This is a genomic window from Shimia fortis, from assembly GCF_040225985.1.
Lineage (GTDB): Bacteria > Pseudomonadota > Alphaproteobacteria > Rhodobacterales > Rhodobacteraceae > Shimia.
Window position 1 is genome coordinate 415,542 of record NZ_JBBPEU010000002.1, and the last position, 19,254, is coordinate 434,795.

20 protein-coding genes are annotated in these 19,254 nt (G+C 61.7%); 13 read left to right on the plus strand and 7 right to left on the minus strand.

Annotated elements, in window-relative coordinates; translation table 11 throughout:
• Positions 1 to 48 precede the first annotated feature (48 nt).
• The 9 genes from WNE31_RS05335 (at position 49) to WNE31_RS05375 (ending at position 9,168) form a co-directional block, all read left to right on the plus strand.
• Positions 49 to 1,263, plus strand: a complete 1,215-nt coding sequence (locus WNE31_RS05335) for a glycerophosphodiester phosphodiesterase family protein (RefSeq protein WP_349978664.1) — start codon at positions 49 to 51, stop codon at positions 1,261 to 1,263.
• A gap of 167 nt (positions 1,264 to 1,430) precedes the next feature.
• Positions 1,431 to 2,729, plus strand: a complete 1,299-nt coding sequence (locus WNE31_RS05340; protein WP_349978665.1) for a TAXI family TRAP transporter solute-binding subunit — start codon at positions 1,431 to 1,433, stop codon at positions 2,727 to 2,729.
• A gap of 326 nt (positions 2,730 to 3,055) precedes the next feature.
• A complete protein-coding gene (purF, locus tag WNE31_RS05345; protein ID WP_349978666.1) occupies positions 3,056 to 4,564 on the plus strand; it encodes an amidophosphoribosyltransferase in 1,509 nt (502 codons plus the stop codon).
• Between the two features lie 33 nt (positions 4,565 to 4,597).
• Positions 4,598 to 5,167 carry a DUF2199 domain-containing protein gene (locus WNE31_RS05350; protein ID WP_349978667.1) on the plus strand — a complete coding sequence of 190 codons (570 nt, stop codon included), beginning with the start codon at positions 4,598 to 4,600 and terminating at the stop codon, positions 5,165 to 5,167.
• A 141-nt stretch (positions 5,168 to 5,308) separates the two neighbouring features.
• Positions 5,309 to 5,563, plus strand: coding sequence for a pilus assembly protein PilZ (locus WNE31_RS05355; protein WP_349978668.1), 255 nt, complete (start codon positions 5,309 to 5,311; stop codon positions 5,561 to 5,563).
• A 75-nt stretch (positions 5,564 to 5,638) separates the two neighbouring features.
• A complete protein-coding gene (locus WNE31_RS05360) occupies positions 5,639 to 6,286 on the plus strand; it encodes an SDR family NAD(P)-dependent oxidoreductase (RefSeq protein WP_349978669.1) in 648 nt (215 codons plus the stop codon).
• A gap of 121 nt (positions 6,287 to 6,407) precedes the next feature.
• Positions 6,408 to 7,190: a 5'/3'-nucleotidase SurE gene (gene surE, locus WNE31_RS05365; protein WP_349978670.1), complete on the plus strand. Its 783-nt coding sequence runs from the start codon at positions 6,408 to 6,410 to the stop codon at positions 7,188 to 7,190.
• Positions 7,187 to 7,837: a protein-L-isoaspartate(D-aspartate) O-methyltransferase gene (locus WNE31_RS05370; protein WP_349978671.1), complete on the plus strand. Its 651-nt coding sequence runs from the start codon at positions 7,187 to 7,189 to the stop codon at positions 7,835 to 7,837. The genes surE and WNE31_RS05370 overlap by 4 nt, the downstream gene beginning before the upstream one ends.
• Before the next feature lie 104 nt (positions 7,838 to 7,941).
• The gene (locus WNE31_RS05375) at positions 7,942 to 9,168 is read left to right on the plus strand and encodes a LysM peptidoglycan-binding domain-containing M23 family metallopeptidase (protein WP_349978672.1); all 1,227 of its coding nucleotides are present in this window, start codon (positions 7,942 to 7,944) and stop codon (positions 9,166 to 9,168) included.
• A gap of 75 nt (positions 9,169 to 9,243) precedes the next feature.
• On the opposite strand, the gene WNE31_RS05380 is transcribed toward WNE31_RS05375, so the two are convergent.
• Entirely contained in the window at positions 9,244 to 10,086 is an 843-nt protein-coding gene (locus WNE31_RS05380) for an ATP-binding protein (protein WP_349978673.1), read from the minus strand.
• Between the two features lie 134 nt (positions 10,087 to 10,220).
• Here WNE31_RS05380 and WNE31_RS05385 point away from each other — a divergent pair, with 134 nt between their 5' ends.
• Positions 10,221 to 10,658 (plus strand): c-type cytochrome, encoded by a 438-nt coding sequence (locus tag WNE31_RS05385; RefSeq protein ID WP_349978674.1) that lies wholly within the window; start codon positions 10,221 to 10,223, stop codon positions 10,656 to 10,658.
• 53 nt (positions 10,659 to 10,711) lie between these two features.
• Here WNE31_RS05385 and tatC read toward each other — a convergent pair whose 3' ends face one another.
• The 3 genes from tatC to WNE31_RS05400 are packed head-to-tail and all read right to left on the minus strand — an operon-like array spanning position 10,712 to position 12,398.
• On the minus strand, positions 10,712 to 11,674 hold the full coding sequence (gene tatC / locus WNE31_RS05390; protein WP_349978675.1) for a twin-arginine translocase subunit TatC: 963 nt from the start codon (positions 11,672 to 11,674) through the stop codon (positions 10,712 to 10,714).
• Positions 11,671 to 12,147 carry a Sec-independent protein translocase protein TatB gene (gene tatB, locus WNE31_RS05395; RefSeq protein WP_349978676.1) on the minus strand — a complete coding sequence of 159 codons (477 nt, stop codon included), beginning with the start codon at positions 12,145 to 12,147 and terminating at the stop codon, positions 11,671 to 11,673. Before tatB ends, tatC begins: the two co-directional genes overlap by 4 nt.
• Before the next feature lie 32 nt (positions 12,148 to 12,179).
• Positions 12,180 to 12,398 carry a twin-arginine translocase TatA/TatE family subunit gene (locus tag WNE31_RS05400; protein ID WP_349978677.1) on the minus strand — a complete coding sequence of 73 codons (219 nt, stop codon included), beginning with the start codon at positions 12,396 to 12,398 and terminating at the stop codon, positions 12,180 to 12,182.
• 204 nt (positions 12,399 to 12,602) lie between these two features.
• On the opposite strand from WNE31_RS05400, the gene WNE31_RS05405 reads away from it, so the two are divergent.
• A complete protein-coding gene (locus tag WNE31_RS05405; RefSeq protein ID WP_349978678.1) occupies positions 12,603 to 13,271 on the plus strand; it encodes a helix-turn-helix transcriptional regulator in 669 nt (222 codons plus the stop codon).
• A gap of 3 nt (positions 13,272 to 13,274) precedes the next feature.
• Here the strand turns inward: WNE31_RS05405 and WNE31_RS05410 are convergent, their stop codons facing one another.
• The 3 genes from WNE31_RS05410 to WNE31_RS05420 form a co-directional block, all read right to left on the minus strand.
• A complete protein-coding gene (locus tag WNE31_RS05410; RefSeq protein WP_349978911.1) occupies positions 13,275 to 14,318 on the minus strand; it encodes an ABC transporter ATP-binding protein in 1,044 nt (347 codons plus the stop codon).
• Positions 14,319 to 14,447: 129 nt separating this feature from the next.
• On the minus strand, positions 14,448 to 15,584 hold the full coding sequence (locus WNE31_RS05415) for a hypothetical protein (protein WP_349978679.1): 1,137 nt from the start codon (positions 15,582 to 15,584) through the stop codon (positions 14,448 to 14,450).
• A gap of 3 nt (positions 15,585 to 15,587) precedes the next feature.
• The gene (locus WNE31_RS05420) at positions 15,588 to 16,367 is read right to left on the minus strand and encodes an SDR family oxidoreductase (RefSeq protein WP_349978680.1); all 780 of its coding nucleotides are present in this window, start codon (positions 16,365 to 16,367) and stop codon (positions 15,588 to 15,590) included.
• Between the two features lie 144 nt (positions 16,368 to 16,511).
• Between WNE31_RS05420 and WNE31_RS05425 the strand changes: the two genes are divergently transcribed.
• Together WNE31_RS05425 and WNE31_RS05430 are read left to right on the plus strand one after the other, a co-directional pair.
• A complete protein-coding gene (locus WNE31_RS05425; protein WP_349978681.1) occupies positions 16,512 to 17,534 on the plus strand; it encodes a Hint domain-containing protein in 1,023 nt (340 codons plus the stop codon).
• 102 nt (positions 17,535 to 17,636) lie between these two features.
• On the plus strand, positions 17,637 to 19,244 hold the full coding sequence (locus WNE31_RS05430; RefSeq protein ID WP_349978682.1) for a peptide chain release factor 3: 1,608 nt from the start codon (positions 17,637 to 17,639) through the stop codon (positions 19,242 to 19,244).
• Positions 19,245 to 19,254: the final 10 nt, after the last annotated feature.

Sequence of the window (19,254 nt, forward strand, 5' to 3'; positions counted from 1 at the left end):
CGTTTCATTTCCACGCCAAGCGTTCTGCATCCAACAACGGAGAGCGAGATGAAACGCACCTATTCCCTGATGGCCTGCGCCCTGCTGGCCACCACCGCCACCACCGCCATGGCCGAAACCATCCAGGTCGGCCCGCGCCCGGCCTATCTGATCGACCGGATGCCAGAAGGCCCGCTCAAGGCGCAACTGGCCGCCTGCGAGAACGGCCCGTTCAAGCGCACGGAATTTTCGATCGGGCACCGTGGCGCGCCACTGCAATTCCCCGAGCACACGGTGGAATCGAACCGTGCCGCCGCGCGCATGGGCGCCGGAATCCTTGAATGCGACGTGACCTTCACCAAGGATAAGGAACTGGTCTGCCGTCACGCGCAAAATGACCTGCACACCACCACCAACATCCTGACCACCGATCTGGCCAAGACCTGCGTGACCCCCTTCACCCCGGCGTCGGGCGACAAGGGCGCCAAGGCCGAATGCCGCACTTCGGAAATCACGCTGGCCGAGTTCAGAACCCTGCGCGGCAAGATGGACGCTGCAGACAAATCGGCCACCACTGTCGCGGGCTATATGGACGGCACCGCAGGCTGGCGCACCGATCTCTACTCGGTCGAGGACGGCACGCTGATGACCCATGCCGAGTCGATCGCCCTGTTCAAAAAACTTGGCGCCAAGTTCACACCCGAACTGAAATCGCCATCGGTTGAAATGCCGTTCGAGGGCTTTACACAGGCGATGTACGCCCAGAAGCTGATCGACGAATACAAGGCCGCTGGCATTCCTGCCAAGGACGTCTTCCCGCAGTCCTTCAATCTGGAAGACGTGCTTTACTGGATCGAGAATGAACCCGAGTTCGGCAAACAGGCGGTCTATCTTGACGGGCGCTACGATGTCGAAGGGTTTGACTATATGAACCCTGAAACCTTCGCGCCTTCGATGCAGGAACTGGCCGACAAGGGCGTGAACTATATCGCACCGCCGATGTGGATGCTGGTCACGACCGACAGAGACAAGATCGTCGCGTCGCCCTATGCAAAGGCCGCCAAAGAGGCCGGTCTGAAAATCGTGACCTGGACGCTGGAACGTTCGGGGCCGCTGACCACCGGCGGCGGCTGGTACTTCCAGTCGGTCAAGGACACCATCGACACGGATGCGGATTACTACTCGATGCTGCATGCTCTGCACACCGAGGTGGGGATCGAGGGCATTTTCTCGGACTGGCCCGCGACCGTGACCTACTATGCGAGCTGCATGAATCTGGACTAAGGGGGCTGCAATCGGGACACGCGCGGTCTTTTTGCGTCGGGCCGCGCGTTTTCTTTTTGTGTCAGGCCGCCACGCAAATCAGCGCAGGCTTGGCCATAAGGCTTGCCTGAACAGGCGGGGCGTTGCATCGTTTGGGGGACACTCGCCTTTCTGATGGAACCCTGCCGATGCGCGCCTGGATTGCCCTGACGGGTCTGTTTTTTGCCCTGTTCTTTGCGCTGGTGCTGACCCTGTTGTTGCCGCCCAAGACGCTGGTCTTCGCTGCCGGGCCGGAAAGCGGAGCCTATGCCAAGGTCGCCAAGGACTATGCCCGCATCCTTGCGCGCGACGGCATCACCGTCGAGATCGTGCATACCGATGGATCCGCCGAAAACGCCGACCTTATCACCGAAGGGGCGGTCGACGTGGCGCTGATGCAGGCGGGGCTGCCGCTGAACGCCGATGTGGCCGAGGCGATTGGTGCCGTATTCTTTGAACCTATGCTGTTCCTGGCACCCAATCCGAACTCGGTGCCCAACAATGCCGTGTTGTGGCGCGACCTGCGCATTGCCAGTGGCCTGCCCGGATCGGGCACGGCCGTGGCCTTCCGCGACTTTCAACAGGCGATCGGGCTGGACCCGACGTTGAACACCCATGTGCCCCTTTCTTATGCCGACGCGATTTCCGCGCTCGAGGCGGGCGACATCGACCTTGGCGTCTTTGTCACCACCGTCGATGCGCCCTATCTGGCGCGCGCTTATACCTCTGAAAAGATCGCCTTTGTCGATCTCAGCTATGTCGAGACCATTTCGCGCCATCTGGAATATGCCGATGTGGTCACCATCCCAAGCGGGGCCATTTCCCTGTCGCCCGTGCGCCCCTTCCGTGCGCAAAGCGCGCTTGCATTGCAGGGGCGGCTTGTGATCCGTCCGGACCTGCATCCGGCCTTGATCAACCGCCTGACCATGGCGGCCAAGGAGTTGCACGCCGCGCGCGACATCATCACCAACCGCGACTTTTTCCCGAATGTCGAGGGCGCGGGCATGGCCGTCAACAACGTCGCCCGCAACCTGATCCAGAACGGCCCCTCGGCGTGGCACAACCTTTTGCCCTATTGGATGGCGGCGCAGGTCAACCGCGCCCTGCTGCTGATCCTGCCGATCCTTCTGCTGGTCGTGCCGCTGTTGCGGTCGGTGCCCGCGCTTTATGCCTATTTCCGCGGTTGGCAGGTCTGGCAGCATTACCCGCAAATCCGCCAGATCGAGGAAGAGGTGAATAGCGAGACGGACTGGCAGGCGCTAGAACGTTTTGCCGCGAATCTGGATGAAATCGACGACAAGATCGCCCAGTTGAAACTGCCGCCTGCCTATCGCCAGATTGCCTTTGACGCGCGGTTGCATATCGAGCTGATCGACAAGCGGATCAAGGAGTTACAAGCGCGCCTCAAGGACACAACGAGCGGCGCAAACGGGCCTTCAGCGACGTGAGAGCCATTTCTTGTGGCCCCTGCCCGGAAAAACTGTACGGATGCGACCTGCGGCCTCTTCGATTTGTGATCCTTTCGTGACATACTGTGCCAGACCCCGTAAGAGGGGCCAAAGACACGCCACACGGATTCGGAGCCACCCGCTTTGACCAGCCATCTGCCCAGACAGGACCAGGGACCCGATGCTTTCGGGGCGGTTGTTGTCAAGCAGGCCAATTCCATCTCCACCGCGTGTGACCAGCGACTGAACGCCCTACACAGGGTCCTTCTCGCGCCCCGACCTTCGACAGACATTCAGCAACGCTAACGTGGAATTGGAGCCATTCTATGTGCGGCATCTTGGGGATCGCAAACCGGAACGAAGAGGTTTTTGCGGAGATTTATGACGGGTTGCTGATGCTTCAGCACCGCGGTCAGGACGCGTCGGGCATCGTCACATATACCGGCGAAGTCTTCCGCGAACGCAAGGAAAACGGCCTGGTCAAGGACGTGTTCCAAGCCAGCGACGCAGAAACCCTGCGCGGGAACATGGGTATGGGCCACGTCCGGTATCCGACAGCCGGATCGCTCAGCGCCTCGGAGGCGCAGCCGTTTTTCGTAAACGCACCCTATGGCATTTATCTGGTCCATAACGGCAACATCACCAACACCGAGGAACAGCGCCAGAAAGTCACCGCGAAATACTCGCGCCACCTGCGCACAACCTCGGATTCGGAAATCCTGCTGAACGTGCTGGCCGACAAGGTGTCGGACGCGATCAAGGTCAACGGCAACGCCGAACCGATCCGCAATATCTTTGCCGGGGTCAAGATGACCATGGAACGGGTGCAGGGTGCCTATTCCGTGATCTGCCTGATTGCTGGTGTGGGTATGCTGGCCTTCCGCGATCCGCATGGCATCCGCCCGTTGTCCGTCGCCGTGCGCGACTCCGACGGCGCGGGCGACGACTATGCCTTTGCCTCGGAAGACGTGGCCTTTGCCATCAACGGGTTCAAGAAAATCCGCGACCTGAACCCCGGTGAGGCAATCCTTATCGACCTTGACGGCAACAAGCATGAATTCCAGGCGGTCGAGGGCGAACTGACCCCATGTATCTTTGAATATGTCTATCTGGCCCGTCCGGATTCGATGCTGGACGGCATTTCCGTCTACAAGACCCAGATGCGCATGGGCACGGCGCTGGCTAAACAGATCGAGGACTCTGGCCTCGAAATCGACCGGATCATTCCGGTCCCCGACAGTGCCCGTCCCGTCGCCCTTGAGGTGGCCAAGGCCACGGGCATCTCCTATCGCGAGGGGCTGGTCAAGAACCGCTATGTGGGTCGGACTTTCATCATGCCGGGTCAGTCCGAGCGCAAGAAATCGGTGCGCCGCAAGCTGAATGCCATTCCGCTGGAATTCGACGGGCTGAACGTGCTGCTGATCGACGATTCGATCGTGCGTGGCAATACGATCAAGAAGATCGTCGAGATGTGTCGCGAGGCCGGCGCCAATAAGGTCTATATCGCCAGCGCGTCACCGCCTGTGAAATATCCCAACGTTTACGGCATCGACATGCCGACCAAACACGAGCTGATCGCCAGCGGCCGCACGATCGAGGAAATCCGCGAGGAACTTGGCGCGGACGCGCTGTTCTACCAGGACCTCGACGACCTGATCTGGGCCGCACAGGAAGGCAACCCAGACATCCAGAAATTCGATTGTTCCTGCTTCGACGGCAACTATGTCACCGGCTCGGTGAGCGAGGATTATCTGGATGCGCTCGAAAACTCGAACCGGGTCAGCGAAAAGATCAAGGACATGCCTGTCCCCGGTGCCTCGTGGAATGCGGCCTGAGCAGACATCCAGGATCATCTGCGAGGCGGCGGGATGAACCTTCTTGATCTCGACGCCCGTTGGCGACGCTTCAACGATCCGGACCGCGCCTGCCCCTGTTGCGGGCGGACCTTTTCCGGCATCTTCGATATCGGCTTTGACGAACCCGACAGTTGGCCGCACCCGCCCCTTGCCGAAACCGGCACGGATGACCTGAGTGTGGGCGAGGACCGCCTGACTGCCGATCTATGCCGCATCGACGGCGACCGTTTCATCCGCTGTGTTCTGCCCCTGCCCATCCGTGGCAGCGACGAGGTGTTCTTTTTCGGCGTCTGGGCGCGGGTCGGGGATGGTGTCTTCTTTGCCTATCTGGATGCGATCAATGGCACCGGTGCATCTTTTGACGGGGCCGAGGCATGGATCATGAATGACCTGCCCCTGTTCGAAAGCGATGATCCCATTGCCGCCACCCTGTCCTCCGGCGACGCTGGCGCGCGCCCGGTCTTGTCGGTTCGATCCGGCCCGTTGGCCGACGCCCAGAAGGACGGCATTTCTTTTGATCACCTGCTTGATATCTACGCGGCCTCTGGCACGGATATCCGCCCGCATCTGACCACCGACTGACGGCATGAGCCAACCTTTGCCGCGCTGCGGCAATTTTCTGCCGAGCCCCGTACGGCAGGGCCTTTTCAATCCCCAGCCCCCCTGTTAGCTGCCGCATCCGGCCCCATATGCAGGGCAACACCACTCACGGACCCTGAAAACATGACCAACAAGACCCCAGCCCGCGTCGCTGCGCAGGCCACGCAATCCGGCGTGCTGAAGAAAGGCACGCTGACCCTGATCGGCATCGCTGGCAGCACTACCGCGCCGCGCGCCCTGATCCTGACGCAGACCGGACGCGTTGTCACCGCCGAGCTTGGCAAACGCAGTTCGGTCGGCACCGTGGTCGGCATCAGCGAGGATACGGTGGTTCTCAAACGTGGGGGGCAGACCACTACGCTGAAGATGCCGGGCTAACCGCCGCCCCCGGAAATCCCGGCGCAAACCGTCTCGGGTCTTGACCTTCGCCGCGTTACGCCGCACATGGGCAGCATGACCCAGAAAATCGCTCTTGTTACCGGAGCCTCGCGCGGTCTTGGTGCCGCCATCGCCGAGGCCATCTCAAACGACTACCACGTTGTCGCCGTGGCCCGCACCACCGGTGCGCTGGAAGAACTCGACGACCGCATCCAGGCGCGGGGCGGCAGCGCGACGCTGGCCCCGATGGACATCACCAATGTGGATGCCATGGCGCAACTGTGCCGGTCGATTCATGATCGCTGGGGCAAGATCGACCTTTGGGTCCATGCAGCCATTCATGGCGCGCCTCTGACACCGGCAGGCCATATCGATCAGAAAGACTGGGACAAGTCGGTCTCGATCAATGTCACGGCCACTGGCCAGTTGATCCCCTTTCTCACCCCGCTTCTGGGTGAAGAGGGCCACGCAGTGTTCTTTGCCGATGATGACAAGACCGGCCAGAAATTCTTTGGCTCGTACGGTGCCACCAAGGCCGCGCAAACTGCGCTGGCACGCAGTTGGCAGGCCGAAACCGAAAACACTGGCCCCCGCGTTTCGATCCTTGCCCCCAAAGGCATGCCGACCGGCACCCGCGCGCGCTTTTTCCCGGGCGAGGACCGCGCCCCACTGGCGCACCCGCGCGACGAGGCCGCCCGCCTTCTGGCCGAACTGAACCTCTAGGCCCCAAAAAACCGCAGATGCCGCCCCGAATGGCCGCATGACGCAGATCCGCACCATGCCAGTGCTTGCCCCGCGCCCTTCGCTCGCTTAGACAGAAACGAACGAGCATCAGGGGGCAGGCATGCGCATTCTCATCACCAATGACGACGGCATCAACGCACCGGGCCTTGCGGTGCTGCAAGATATCGCGACCGAGATCGCGGGCCCCGACGGCGAGGTCTGGACAGTGGCCCCTGCCTTTGAACAGTCCGGTGTCGCGCATTGCATCAGCTATACCCACCCGACCATGATCGCCAAGATGGGCGAGCGCCGCTATGCCGCCGAAGGCAGCCCGGCCGATTGCGTGCTGGCGGGTCTGCATGACGTGATGAAAGACACCCCGCCCGATCTGGTTCTTTCGGGCGTCAACCGGGGCAACAACTCGGCCGAGAACGCGCTCTATTCGGGCACGCTGGGCGGCGCGATGGAGGCCGCGTTGCAGGGGGTGCCGGCTATTGCCTTGTCGCAATATCTTGGGCCGGAAAACTATACGATCGAAAACCCGTTCGAGGCAGCCGCCCAACACGGCGCGGACGTAATCCGCAAGGTTCTGGCCGCCGCACCGGCCCAGCAAGCGGATTACAGGTTGTTCTACAATATCAACTTCCCGCCCAAGCTGGCCGCGAATGTCAAAGGCGTGCGTGTCACCACGCAAGGCTTCCGCCCCGGCACCTGTTTCAGCGTCGAGCCGCACAGTTCGCCCTCGGGGCGCCGGTTCCTGTGGATCAAGGGCGGCGACCAGCAGGTGCAGACCGCGCCGGGCACCGACGCGGCGGCCAATCTGGACGGCTATATCTCGGTCACGCCAATGCGCGCCGACCTGACCGCCCATGACGCGCTGGACCATCTGAAAGCGATCGAATGACCGAAGACTCCATTGCCGAACGCAAGATGCAATTCCTATTCGCCCTGCGCAGCAAGGGCGTGACGGATATGCGTGTGCTGACGGCCATGGAAAAGATCGACCGGGGCCTGTTCGTGCGTGGCCTGTTCGCCGAGCGCGCTTATGAGGACACCCCCCTGCCCATCGCCTGCGGGCAGACCATTTCCCAGCCGTCAGTGGTGGGGTTGATGACACAGGCGCTGGACATCCAGCCGCGTGACAAGGTGCTCGAAGTGGGCACCGGCAGCGGCTATCAGGCCGCCATCCTCAGCCTGCTGGCGCGCCGGGTCTATACGGTGGACCGCCACAAGCGGCTGGTGCGCGAAGCACGTCAGGTGTTCGAGGCGCTAGACCTTGCCAATATCACCGCGTTCACCGCCGATGGCAGTTTCGGCCTGCCGGAACAGGCGCCGTTTGATCGCATCATCGTGACCGCCGCCGCCGAAGACCCGCCGGGGCCCCTCTTGGCGCAACTCAAGATCGGCGGTATCATGGTGGTACCTGTTGGCCAGTCCGACACGGTGCAAAGCATGATCCGCGTGCGGCGCACGGAACAGGGGTTCGATTATGACGAGTTGCGCCCCGTGCGGTTTGTTCCGCTGGTCGAAGGGCTTGCGCCGGACAGTTGAACCGGTAGAACACCAAAAAGAGGCCCAAAGGCCCGATACCCTGGTTAAAGAGTAAACACAGCGCACCGCGTTTTCGGATCGCACCGCGTATTGAGGACATCGAGATGGACACATCCCCGCGTTTTCCCCTTCGCATGGCCATGGCTGGCCTGACCCTTGGCCTTGTGGCGGCCTGCGAAGACGGTCTGGACATGGATATGCGTGGCACCTTCGGCGCCGGGCTTGACACCACCGCCGCGGCCCAGGCGGCCACGGCAGAACGCCCCCGCCCCGATCAGCGCGGAATCATTTCCTATCCCAACTATCAGGTCGCCGTGGCACGCCGGGGTGACAGCCTGAACGATGTGGCCACGCGGATCGGCATGCCGGTGGGCGATCTGGCCAAGTATAACGGTTTGAAACCGGACGACACCTTGCGCCAGGGCGAGATCATCGCCCTGCCCTATCGCGTGGCGGAACCCTCGGCGGCTACCGGTGGTGCGGGCGTCGTGACGGCCCCGTCCAACGTGGATATCGAGTCGCTGGCCAACAGCGCCATCAACAATGCCGGGGCCCAGCAGGTCCAGACCGAACCGCTGCAACCCGCGCCCAAGGATGCACCCAAGGGGGAAACCGGTCTCGAACCGATCCGCCACAAGGTCCAGCGCGGCGAAACCGCCTTTACCATCTCGCGTCTCTATGACGTATCCGTGCGGTCGCTGGCCGAATGGAACGGACTCGACAGCAGCTTTACCATCCGCGAAAACCAGATCCTGCTGATCCCGCCAAAGGCAGCGCCAAGCGCGGGTCAATCCGCCTCGGCCAGCGGGACGGGTGCGGCGACGGCCGCAGCTGCGGGGGCGACCGCTGCCGTGGTGACCAAACCCGGACAGGGGAGTGCAACGCCCACACCGCCCAGTTCGACCAAACCCATGCCCAAGATCGACGACAAACCCGTCACACCGCCGCCTGCCCCCGACCTGGGTGCGACCCAGACCAAGGCGGGCGGCAAGATGGGCTATCCCGTAGATGGCAAGATCATCCGTCCCTATTCCAAGGGCAAGAATAACGGCATCGACATCGCGGCCCCAGCCGGCACCGCCGTCAAGGCCGCCGCCGATGGCAAGGTCGCCGCGATCACCACGGATGCGGACAACATCCAGATCCTCGTGCTGCGCCATGCCGACAACCTGATGACGGTCTATTACAATGTCGATGGCGTAAAGGTGGCCAAGGGGGCCAGCGTCAAGCGCGGCCAGGGCATCGCAGAGGTGCCGGCCAAGGAAAGCTTTGTGCATTTCGAAGTGCGCAAGGGGTTCGATTCCGTCGACCCGACGCCTTACCTCAAATAAACGAAAACGGGGGGCCAGCCCCCCGTACCCCCCGAGGTATTTTTCCCAAGAAAAAGAGCGGTGTCGGGATCTGGCTCAGACCAGTGGGATACCCTTGCGCCCCGCCAGATCGGTGAAGAACTGCCACGCTACGCGTCCCGAGCGCGCCCCGCGTGTGGCCTGCCATTCGATGGCCTCGGCATAAAGGGTTTCGTCTGCGATCTCGACCCCGTAGGCCGCACAATAGCCGCGGATCATTTCGAGATATTCATCCTGCGAACAGGGGTGGAAGCCCAGCCAAAGCCCGAACCGATCGGAAAGCGAGACCTTTTCCTCGACTGCCTCGGAGGGGTTGATGGCGCTGGAACGTTCGTTCTCGATCATGTCGCGCGGCATCAGGTGGCGCCGGTTCGATGTGGCATAAAAGACCACATTGTCTGGCCGCCCCTCGATACCGCCATCCAGAACTGCCTTGAGCGACTTATAATGCTGGTCATCATGGCTGAAGGACAGGTCATCACAGAACAGCAGGAAACGTTCCTTGCGACCCCGCAACAGGTTCAGAAGTCGTGCGACGCTGGGCAGGTCTTCACGTTGCAGTTCGACGATCTTGAGGCCCAGGCCCTGACGCAGGACTTCGGCATGCACGGCCTTGACCAGAGACGACTTGCCCATGCCGCGCGCGCCCCAAAGCAGCGCGTTATTGGCGGGCAGACCACGGGCGAACTGGAGCGTGTTTTCAAGCAGCGTATCCCGCGAGCGGTTCACCCCGACCAGCAGGGACAGATCCACGCGGTTGACGCGGATGACCGGTTCAAGCCGGTCGGGCGTCACATGCCAGACAAAGGCGTCGGCCTGCGCGAAATCTGGCGCGGCACAGGGCGCCGGAGACATGCGTTCAAGAGCATCGGCGATGCGGATCAGGGCGTCTTTGTCCATCGGGGGCTCCATTCATTTCCGTTCCGCTTCAAACCAGTTTTCCCGCGCCTCGGCAAGAGACAGGATAACCGCTTGACCTTCCGGGCGCGGAATGACCTAGGATGGGCGAGCAACGCAGCAAACCAGGAGGTCCCATGCCCAAACTGATCCCTGCCCTTCTTCTGCCCGCCGTATTGGCCACGGCCGTGCTGGCACATGACGGGGTGACCAACCCCGCCGTGATGGACCGGATGAACAACATGAGCCGTCTCGGGGACGAGATGAAGATCCTGAGCCAGATGGCCAAAGGCCAAACCGCGTTTGATGCAGAAACGGCCGACGCGGCCGTTCAGCGCATCGCCGCTGAATCACGGCGTTCGGTGCCGCTGTTCACGGCGCCCGAGACCGACCCGAAATCCGAAGCCTTGCCGGCGATCTGGACCGATTTCGCGGATTTCTCGTCAAAGGCGCGCGCGCTGACGCAGGCTGCACAAAACACGGCGGACACGATCACGACGGCGTCGGATCTGGGGCCGGCCCTTGCAAGGCTGGGCACCACCTGCAAAGCCTGTCACGACCGATATCGCAAATGAAAAACGCGCCCTGACAGGGGGCGCGTTTCTATATTCGGGAAAGTAGCAAACCGTTACTTGGCAGCTTTCTCGTCGTCTTCGTCCTCGTCGAATTCTTTCATCAGAGGATCGTCGAACTCTTCCTCGTCATCGTCATAATAGCCATCCGCGCGCAACTCGGCCTCACGTTTGGTTTCGACCCGGCGCACGAGGAAAATGGACACCTCGTACAGGCCATAAACCACGGTGAACAGGATCAGCTGGGTCACCACATCCGGCGGTGTCACCAGCGCGGCAAGCACCAGAATGCCCACCATCGCGTATTTGCGCACGCTGCCCAGACCATCCGCGCTGACCAGACCGGCCTTGCCCATCAGGGTCAGCAGCACGGGCAGTTGAAAGCAAAGGCCAAAGGCGAGGATGAATTTCAGTGTGATATCAAGGCTTTCATTGACCTTACCAAAAAACGTGACCTTGATGCCTTCCTGGGTTTCGGGCACCACGGCGGCATCGGCGGGCAACTCCGGCGCGGCACCGGACAGAAGGTTGGCGAAGATCGAGCTGACATCGGCAAAGCCAAGGAAGAATGACATTGCAAGCGGGGTCACGACGAAATGCGCAAACGTCGCCCCGAGGAAGAACATGAAGGGCGATGCGACGAGAAAGGGCAGGAAAGCACCCTTTTCGTTCTTGTACAGGCCAGGCGCCACGAAACGCCACATCTGGAACGCGATCACCGGAAAAGCCATGGCAAAGCCAAACACCATCGAGATCCGGAACAGCGTGAACAGGTATTCCTGCGGCGAGGTATATTGCAGCGTCGGCGACGGATCCCCCAAGGCGCGCAGCGACGCCTCGATCGGGGCCAGCAGGAAGTTCAGGATGTGAACCGCGATGAAATCACCGCCGATCGGGATAAAACAGATCGTGATCCCGGCAACCAGCGCTAGAACAGACCGGATCAGCCGGGTTCTGAGTTCGGCGAGATGCTCGATCAGCGGGGCGGAGCTGTCGTCTATGTCTTCGGTGCCGCTCATGCTTTGTCCTTTTCGGGCGTCTCGGGCGTGGCTGCCTTGGCCGCCTCGGCGCGGGCGCGGGCCGCAGCGGCGGCCTCTTCAGCCGCCTTGGCCTCGGCCTCGAGCCGATCCTGCGCCTTCTTGGTCATCGCCTCTTTGACCTTCTTGCTGTCCTCGGCCCGTTTGGCCGCCAGCTTGCCGGTCTCGCTGTCGGGGTCGATGTCGACCATGCTCTTTGTGGTGGTCTTGAAAGTCTCGGTCGCCGCCTTCATCGGGTTGCTGACCGTGTTCAGACCATCGCTGGCATTTTTGAGCGAATCCGTCACGTCCTTGATACCGGCCTGGTCTGCCGCCTGGTTCATGGCGCTGGAAAACTCGCGGGCCATGCCCTTGGCCTTGCCCACGAACTGCCCCACCCGCCGGAACAGGACCGGCAAATCTTTTGGCCCCACAACGATCAGCGCGACGATGCCGATCACCAGGAGCTCGGCCATACCGAGATCAAACATGACGTGTCAGCCCCGGATCAGACTTTGTCTTTTTCGTCTTCGGGGGTGACGTCCTTGGCCGTTTCGGCCGCGTCCTGCTCAAGCTGGTCTTCGCCTTCCTTGATGCCCTTCTTGAACGAGGTGATGCCCTTGCCCACTTCGCCCATCAGGCCCGAGATCTTGCCACGGCCAAACAGAACCAACACAACAACAGCGATCAGCAGCAGGCCGGGAAGTCCGATATTTCCAATACCCATGAGATGTCTCCTTAGAACGGGGCGGGCCGGTCGGGCCCGCGGAAAATGACCTGCCTTTGATAAATCCTGAAACGGCGAACGAAAAGCGCCAAAACCGCCCGTTCAGGGGCTTTTTGCGCGGAAAACCGCGGGAGTTTTGTCAACAGGTTGTCAGTTGTCAGGTTTTTGTCAGTAATACGTGAAAAGCGACAGGAGAATCACCTGATGAAACGGTCTGACCGGCTGTATGCCCTGATCCAGATTCTGAAAGACGGCCGGCTGCACCGCGCCGAGGACATGGCGCGGGATCTGGGCGTGTCGATCCGCACGATTTACCGCGACATGGACACGCTGGCCGCCTCGGGCGTACCGGTCGAGGGCGAGCGCGGTGTCGGCTATTCGGCGCGGGCGGCGATCACCCTGCCCCCGCTGAACCTGACCGAGAACGAGTTGGAGGCGCTGCATCTGGGCCTTGCCGCCGTGGGCAACGCGGTGGACGGCGACATGCGCGCCGCTGCCGAAAGCCTTTCGGCCAAGATCGACGCCGTGCTGCCCGAAGACCGCCACGGCGCGCCAAAGTCCTTTGGCTTTGCAGTCTATCCGTTTGCCGATGCGGCGCAGGGGTTTCGCTATCTCGCGCCGATCAGGGCGGCAATCCGCAACCGCCAGAAACTGCGGCTGGGGATGCAGGACGGGTCAGCCTGCGATGTGCGCCCATTGAAGCTTGACTATTGGGGGCGGGTCTGGACCTGCCTGGTCTGGAATGAAACCACTGACCAGTTCGAAACCCTGCGCGCGGACCAGATCGAAACGCTGGCTATCCTGCCGGGTCTGTTCGTGGACGAGCCGGGCAAGCGGCTTGAAGATTACCAGCTGGCACTGACCGGCGGCTAGGGCTCAGGCCTTGAAGACAAAACAGCGGTCGCGCCGAATGGTCAGCCAGAAGGGCGTGCCTTCGGCGGGCAGGAAAACGTTGGGCACCGTGGTCTTGAGCGTGGTGTCATCGTGCTCCATGCGGAATTCGACAAGGCTCTCGTTGCCCATGAAACGGGCGCGGGTGACAAAGCCGCGCGCGGCCTCGCCCCGGCTGGGGGTCGGGCTGGGCCCCTGCCCGTTCCGGTCGAAATCCAGCTTGATGTGCTGGGGGCGCACGATGATCTCGACATCAGCGCCATCCTCGAATCCCGGCGTCAGGAACGGCCCGAACGGTGTCTGGGCAAGCGCGCCTTCGCTTTTGGCGCGGATCACGTTGATATCACTGAAAAAAGCCACGGCTTCCTTGTCGTGGGGCGAATTGTAGACGTTATAGGGCGCACCCTGCTGCACGATCACCCCGTCCCGCATCAGCGCGATTTCATCGGCCATACGCATGGCTTCCTCGGGTTCATGCGTCACCAAAAGTACCGCCGTGTCCTCTTCCTTGAGCACGGCCAGCGTTTCGTCGCGGATGCCATCGCGCAGACGGTTGTCCAGCCCCGAGAACGGCTCGTCCATGAGCATGATGCGCGGGCGCGGCGCCAATGCACGGGCCAGCGCGATCCTTTGCTGTTCGCCGCCCGACAGGACATGCGGGAAATCGTCAATCGCCCACAGCAGCCCGACCTTGGTCAACAATTCCTCGACGCGGGCGCGTTTCTCGTCGCGGCTGCCTTTCAGGCCAAAGGCGACGTTATGCCCGACCGACATATGCGGGAACAGGGCAAAGTCCTGAAACATCATCCCGATCTGGCGGCGTTCCGGCGGGATGCGGAACACGGTGTCACAGATCAGTTTGCCATCGACATAAATCTCGCCCGCATCCTGCATCTCCACCCCGGCGATCATGCGCAGGGTCGTGGACTTGCCACAACCTGACGGCCCCAAGAGGCACATCACGTTGCCCGGCTGGATGCTCAGCGACACCCCCTTGACCACATCGCGGTCGCCAAAGCGGCGGTACATGTTGCGGATCTCGAGTCTGGGGGGGGATTGGGTCACGCGGGCCTCAAGCTGTTTATCCGACGAAAAGATTCAGATTTCCCGACCCTTATCAGCCGCAACCGCCCCTCGCAAGCCTGCCCGCGCGACGCATCACGCCTCGGGCAAAAGGTCAAAGCCGATCTCGGTGCGTTTGACTCCGTTGACCTGCAACTCGACCACATGCGGCCCCGGATGCAGCGTGAAGGTGGTCGCGTTGCCCTTGAGGGGGTGCTTTTTGGCAAGGGTCAGATGCCCCTCTGCGGGCACTGTGGCCTGTTTGAGCTTGAACACCTTGCGCCCCGCTTTGCCGTCGGGCCGATGAAACCGGATTACATAGTCGACAAGAACCGGAACGTCCTGTTTTGACTGGGTTTCCAGCCGGACAGACAAGCACAGACGGTCGCCGATACGCGGGCTTGGGTCGACCAGATCAAAATCCGCGACATGCAGCGGGGCCTCGGGCACATAGCCCAGCATTTCCATCGCCCCCCTGTCGCCCTGCTTGATCAAGGTGCGCAGGGCATGGCGCGTCATCCAGGCCAGTTCGCCCGCCTCTTGCGCCTGCGCTGCGTGCCAGCGCGCAAGCCTGTCGCGTACCAGACCTGCGTCGATCTTGGCAATGTCGTTCAGATGGTTGGCGATCGATCTTGTCACGTATCGGGTCGGGTCGGCATGAACCCGATCAAGAAGCGGCAGCACGTCCTTCGGATCAAGGTCGATCTTCCGCGCCCAGGGCAGTTTCGGGCGCGTGCCTTCGCTGACCAGCCTGCGGACGTGATAATTCCCGTCCTCTGCCCAAAGGTGCAAACGCGCCAGCGTCTCAGCCGGCCAGCGGTTCAGGAAGGGGCGGATGTAGAACTCCATCGAAAACCGCTGCGTCGCCTCATAGAGCAGGTCCAGCGCCCGGTCGCGATGCGTTTCCAACCCGTGCCGCACTGCCAGAATGCCCGGCACCGCATGGATGAACCGGCCGAAATCGTCGTCCTTGCGCGTGGGGTCCAGCGGTTCGGGCATGGCAGACTGCAACTGGTCCGCCATGGTCGGAAAGTCCGGCGCCAGCCGGCGTTCGACGCAATCCGCGATCCAGTCGAGGCGCTGCATCAGCTCGCGCCCGTCCAACCCTGCAACGACCTCGGCATGAAATCCGGGCCCGTCGAAAAAAGGCAAGGCGGCAGAATACTCTGCCGCCAGATCGCCCAGTGTGTCGGCGTTGAACAAGGCGTCTTTGAGAGAAAACCGCTCGGCCATGGATCACATGGTCGAATTGGTCGCCCCGCCATCCAGCAGGATGTTCTGCCCGACGATGAACCCCGCATGTTGCGAACACAGGAAGGCGCAGGTCGCGCCAAACTCTTCGCGGGTGCCGTATCGGCCCGCCGGAATGGTCGCACAGCGGTTTGCCTTGGCTTCGTCAAGGGAAATGCCCTGCGCATCAGCCACGCCCGTATCCAGCGACACGGCGCGGTCGGTGGCGTGAATACCCGGTTGCAGGTTGTTGATCGTGACGCCGCTGCCCGCCACCTGCCGCGAAGTGCCCGCGACATAGCCCGTCAGGCCCGCACGTGCCGAATTCGACAGGCCCAGAACCGGAATCGGTGCCTTGACCGATTGCGAGGTGATATTGACCACCCGGCCCCAGCCCTTTTCCATCATGCCAGGCAAAAGCGCCTTCATGAGCGCAATCGGCGTCAGCATATTGGCGTCCAGTGCCTTGATGAAATCCTCGCGGTCCCAGTCGGACCACAGGCCCGGCGGCGGACCTCCGGCATTCGTCACCAGAATATCCACCCCTTCGGCAGCCTTCAGAACCTCGGCCTGCCCTTCGGGCGTCGTAACATCGGCGGCAACCGTGACCACATCCACGCCAAAGCGCGCGCGGATGTCGGCGGCGGCTGTCTCCAGCGCCTCGGCCCCACGTGCGTTCATGACCAGATCGACACCGGCCCCGGCCAAGGCTTCGGCGCATCCCAGCCCCAACCCCTTGGACGATGCACACACCAATGCGCGTTTACCTTTGATTCCCAAATCCATGAGACTCTCCCCTTTGCTTGCAATCGCCCCAGTTAATGCACATTTTCACAGGAGTGCCAGCAAATTGCCGATCGCCAGACCTGAAACGGCCATATTTTCCGGGCATGACTTGCGTGACAACCATTAAAAAGCAATCCTAGTTCCATGCCGCACAGCGACCCGAAAACCGTCTTTCCTGCCCAGAGCCTTCCGGTGTATCGCGCGGAAAAGCTTCGCGTGACCGATGGGGCCAATCTGGGGGACGGTTTGTCTTATGCGGATGAACTGGTGCCTGACGACATTTATGAACTGGGGTTTGGCAACAGCGTCGAAAGCCTGTCTTTCCTTGTGAACGACGGCAACCGGTTCCAGATCGCCCCCGACAGCGCCCTTGGCTGCCCCGGCGCGGCGCTGCATCCCGATTGCATTGTCACGGTGATGCCCCCCACCGGCGCAACCATCGAAATCCTCGTGCTGGTCGAGGTCGACCCCGAGGGCCACATTACGCAGATCTATGCGGCCCCACTGTCACCACTGGAATTCAAGGTGCCCTATACGCTGGTCGGGATCGACCGCGAAAGCGCGCGCCTGCGCACCGCACAGATGGCCTGTGTCAGCTTTACCCGCGGCACGCACATCACCATGGCCACCGGCGAACAGCGCCGTGTCGAAGACCTGTCAATCGGGGATCGTGTCCTGACCCGCGATGATGGCCCGCAGGAAATTCGCTGGATTGGGCACCTGACCGTGCGCGCGCAGGGCGAATTTGCCCCGATCGTCATCACCAAGGGCACGCTGAACAATGCTGCCGACCTCAAGGTCAGCCCGGATCACCGCCTGTTCATCTACCAGCGCCGCGACCGTATTGGCGCAGGCCGGTCCGAACTTCTGGTTCGCGCACGGCACCTTGTCAACGGCGAGACCGTCACCGTTCAGGAAGGCGGTTTTGTCGACTATTTCCAACTGTTGTTCGACACCCACCAGATTATCTTTGCCGAAGGCATCTCGGCTGAAACCATGCAGGCCGACCAACGCACCAGCCCGATCCTGCCCAAGGACGTGACCCAGCGCCTGAAACGCGCGACCTCCAACCGGGGCATCGGCCCGCAGATTGCATATGAGGTGCATGAAACCCTGCTGGATCGTCCCGACGCCGTCGACCTGTTGCGCCGCGCATCAAGCAAATAAACTGCCCCATCCCGCAATAGTCCGCCCGGCGGATCACGCCGTGCCGCGTTTGGCATAACAGCACAGTTGCGCCGCCCCCGTTCCCCTTCTATATGCCTGCCCATGCTGGATGTATCTTCTAACCGCCCCGATCTGCCGCCTGAAATCGGCCGCCGCCGCACCTTTGCGATCATTTCGCACCCGGATGCGGGCAAGACGACCCTGACCGAGAAATTCCTTCTCTATGGGGGCGCCATCCAGATGGCCGGACAGGTGCGCGCCAAGGGCGAGGCCCGCCGCACACGGTCGGACTTCATGAAGATGGAACAGGATCGCGGCATCTCGGTTTCGGCCTCGGCCATGTCCTTCGATTTCGGCAAATACCGCTTCAACCTGGTCGACACGCCCGGCCACTCGGACTTTTCCGAGGATACCTATCGCACCTTGACCGCCGTGGACGCCGCCGTGATGGTGATCGACGGGGCCAAGGGGGTCGAAAGCCAGACCCAGAAACTGTTCGAGGTCTGCCGCCTGCGTGACCTGCCGATCCTGACCTTCTGTAACAAGATGGACCGCGAGAGCCGCGACACGTTCGATATCATCGACGAGATTCAGGAAAACCTTGCCATTGACGTGACACCTGCCAGTTGGCCGATTGGCATGGGGCGGGAATTTCTGGGCTGTTATGACCTGCTGAACGACCGGCTTGAACTGATGGACCGCGCCGACCGCAACGTCGTTGCCGAAACCGTGCAGATTCAGGGGCTGGATGACCCAAAACTGGCCGACCACATCCCGGCTCACCTGCTTGAACAACTGCAGGAAGAGGTCGAAATGGCACGCGAGCTTCTGCCCACGCTGGACCCGCAGGCCGTGCTCGAAGGGCATATGACACCGATTTGGTTCGGCTCGGCGATCAACTCTTTCGGCGTCAAGGAACTGATGGACGGCATTGCCAATTATGGCCCCGAACCGCAGGTACAATCCGCACAACCCCGCCAGATTGCCCCAGACGAGAAAAAGGTTTCTGGTTTCGTGTTCAAGGTGCAGGCCAACATGGACCCCAAGCACCGCGACCGCGTCGCCTTTGTGCGGCTGGCCTCGGGGCACTTCAAGCGCGGCATGAAACTGACACACGTGCGCACCAAGAAACCCATGGCGATCTCGAACCCCGTGCTGTTTCTTGCCTCGGACCGTGAACTGGCCGAAGAGGCGTGGGCAGGCGACATCATCGGCATTCCCAACCACGGACAGCTGCGCATCGGGGACACCCTGACCGAAGGCGAGGCCCTGCGCGTGAGCGGCATCCCTTCTTTTGCGCCGGAATTGCTGCAAGGCATCCGGGCTGGTGATCCTTTGAAGGCCAAGCACCTTGAAAAGGCGCTGATGCAGTTTGCCGAGGAAGGCGCTGCGAAGGTTTTCAAACCGATGATCGGATCGGGCTTTATCGTCGGCGTCGTCGGCGCGCTGCAATTCGAGGTTCTGGCCAGCCGGATCGAAATGGAATACGGCCTGCCCGTACGCTTTGAACAGTCGCAATTCACCTCGGCCCGCTGGGTCAATGGTGAACGTGCGGCCGTCGAGAAATTCGCCGACGCGAACAAGCAGCACATCAGCTATGACCATGACGGCGATGTGGTGTACCTGACCCGTCTGCAATGGGACATTGACCGGGTCGAACGCGACTATCCTGACATCACGCTGACCGCGACCAAGGAAATGATGGTCTAGGCCATCGCGC

Coding starts and splice junctions, on each gene's coding strand:
- WNE31_RS05380 (WP_349978673.1), bottom strand. CDS start 10,086: ATGGACAAAGACGCCCTGATCCGCATCGCCGATGCTCTTGAACGCATG.
- surE (WP_349978670.1), top strand. CDS start 6,408: ATGCGCATTCTCATCACCAATGACGACGGCATCAACGCACCGGGCCTT.
- WNE31_RS05355 (WP_349978668.1), top strand. CDS start 5,309: ATGACCAACAAGACCCCAGCCCGCGTCGCTGCGCAGGCCACGCAATCC.
- WNE31_RS05360 (WP_349978669.1), top strand. CDS start 5,639: ATGACCCAGAAAATCGCTCTTGTTACCGGAGCCTCGCGCGGTCTTGGT.
- WNE31_RS05430 (WP_349978682.1), top strand. CDS start 17,637: ATGCTGGATGTATCTTCTAACCGCCCCGATCTGCCGCCTGAAATCGGC.
- WNE31_RS05350 (WP_349978667.1), top strand. CDS start 4,598: ATGAACCTTCTTGATCTCGACGCCCGTTGGCGACGCTTCAACGATCCG.
- WNE31_RS05385 (WP_349978674.1), top strand. CDS start 10,221: ATGCCCAAACTGATCCCTGCCCTTCTTCTGCCCGCCGTATTGGCCACG.
- WNE31_RS05370 (WP_349978671.1), top strand. CDS start 7,187: ATGACCGAAGACTCCATTGCCGAACGCAAGATGCAATTCCTATTCGCC.
- WNE31_RS05420 (WP_349978680.1), bottom strand. CDS start 16,367: ATGGATTTGGGAATCAAAGGTAAACGCGCATTGGTGTGTGCATCGTCC.
- tatC (WP_349978675.1), bottom strand. CDS start 11,674: ATGAGCGGCACCGAAGACATAGACGACAGCTCCGCCCCGCTGATCGAG.
- WNE31_RS05335 (WP_349978664.1), top strand. CDS start 49: ATGAAACGCACCTATTCCCTGATGGCCTGCGCCCTGCTGGCCACCACC.
- tatB (WP_349978676.1), bottom strand. CDS start 12,147: ATGGCCGAGCTCCTGGTGATCGGCATCGTCGCGCTGATCGTTGTGGGG.
- WNE31_RS05400 (WP_349978677.1), bottom strand. CDS start 12,398: ATGGGTATTGGAAATATCGGACTTCCCGGCCTGCTGCTGATCGCTGTT.
- WNE31_RS05405 (WP_349978678.1), top strand. CDS start 12,603: ATGAAACGGTCTGACCGGCTGTATGCCCTGATCCAGATTCTGAAAGAC.
- WNE31_RS05425 (WP_349978681.1), top strand. CDS start 16,512: ATGCCGCACAGCGACCCGAAAACCGTCTTTCCTGCCCAGAGCCTTCCG.
- WNE31_RS05340 (WP_349978665.1), top strand. CDS start 1,431: ATGCGCGCCTGGATTGCCCTGACGGGTCTGTTTTTTGCCCTGTTCTTT.
- purF (WP_349978666.1), top strand. CDS start 3,056: ATGTGCGGCATCTTGGGGATCGCAAACCGGAACGAAGAGGTTTTTGCG.
- WNE31_RS05410 (WP_349978911.1), bottom strand. CDS start 14,318: ATGTACCGCCGCTTTGGCGACCGCGATGTGGTCAAGGGGGTGTCGCTG.
- WNE31_RS05375 (WP_349978672.1), top strand. CDS start 7,942: ATGGACACATCCCCGCGTTTTCCCCTTCGCATGGCCATGGCTGGCCTG.
- WNE31_RS05415 (WP_349978679.1), bottom strand. CDS start 15,584: ATGGCCGAGCGGTTTTCTCTCAAAGACGCCTTGTTCAACGCCGACACA.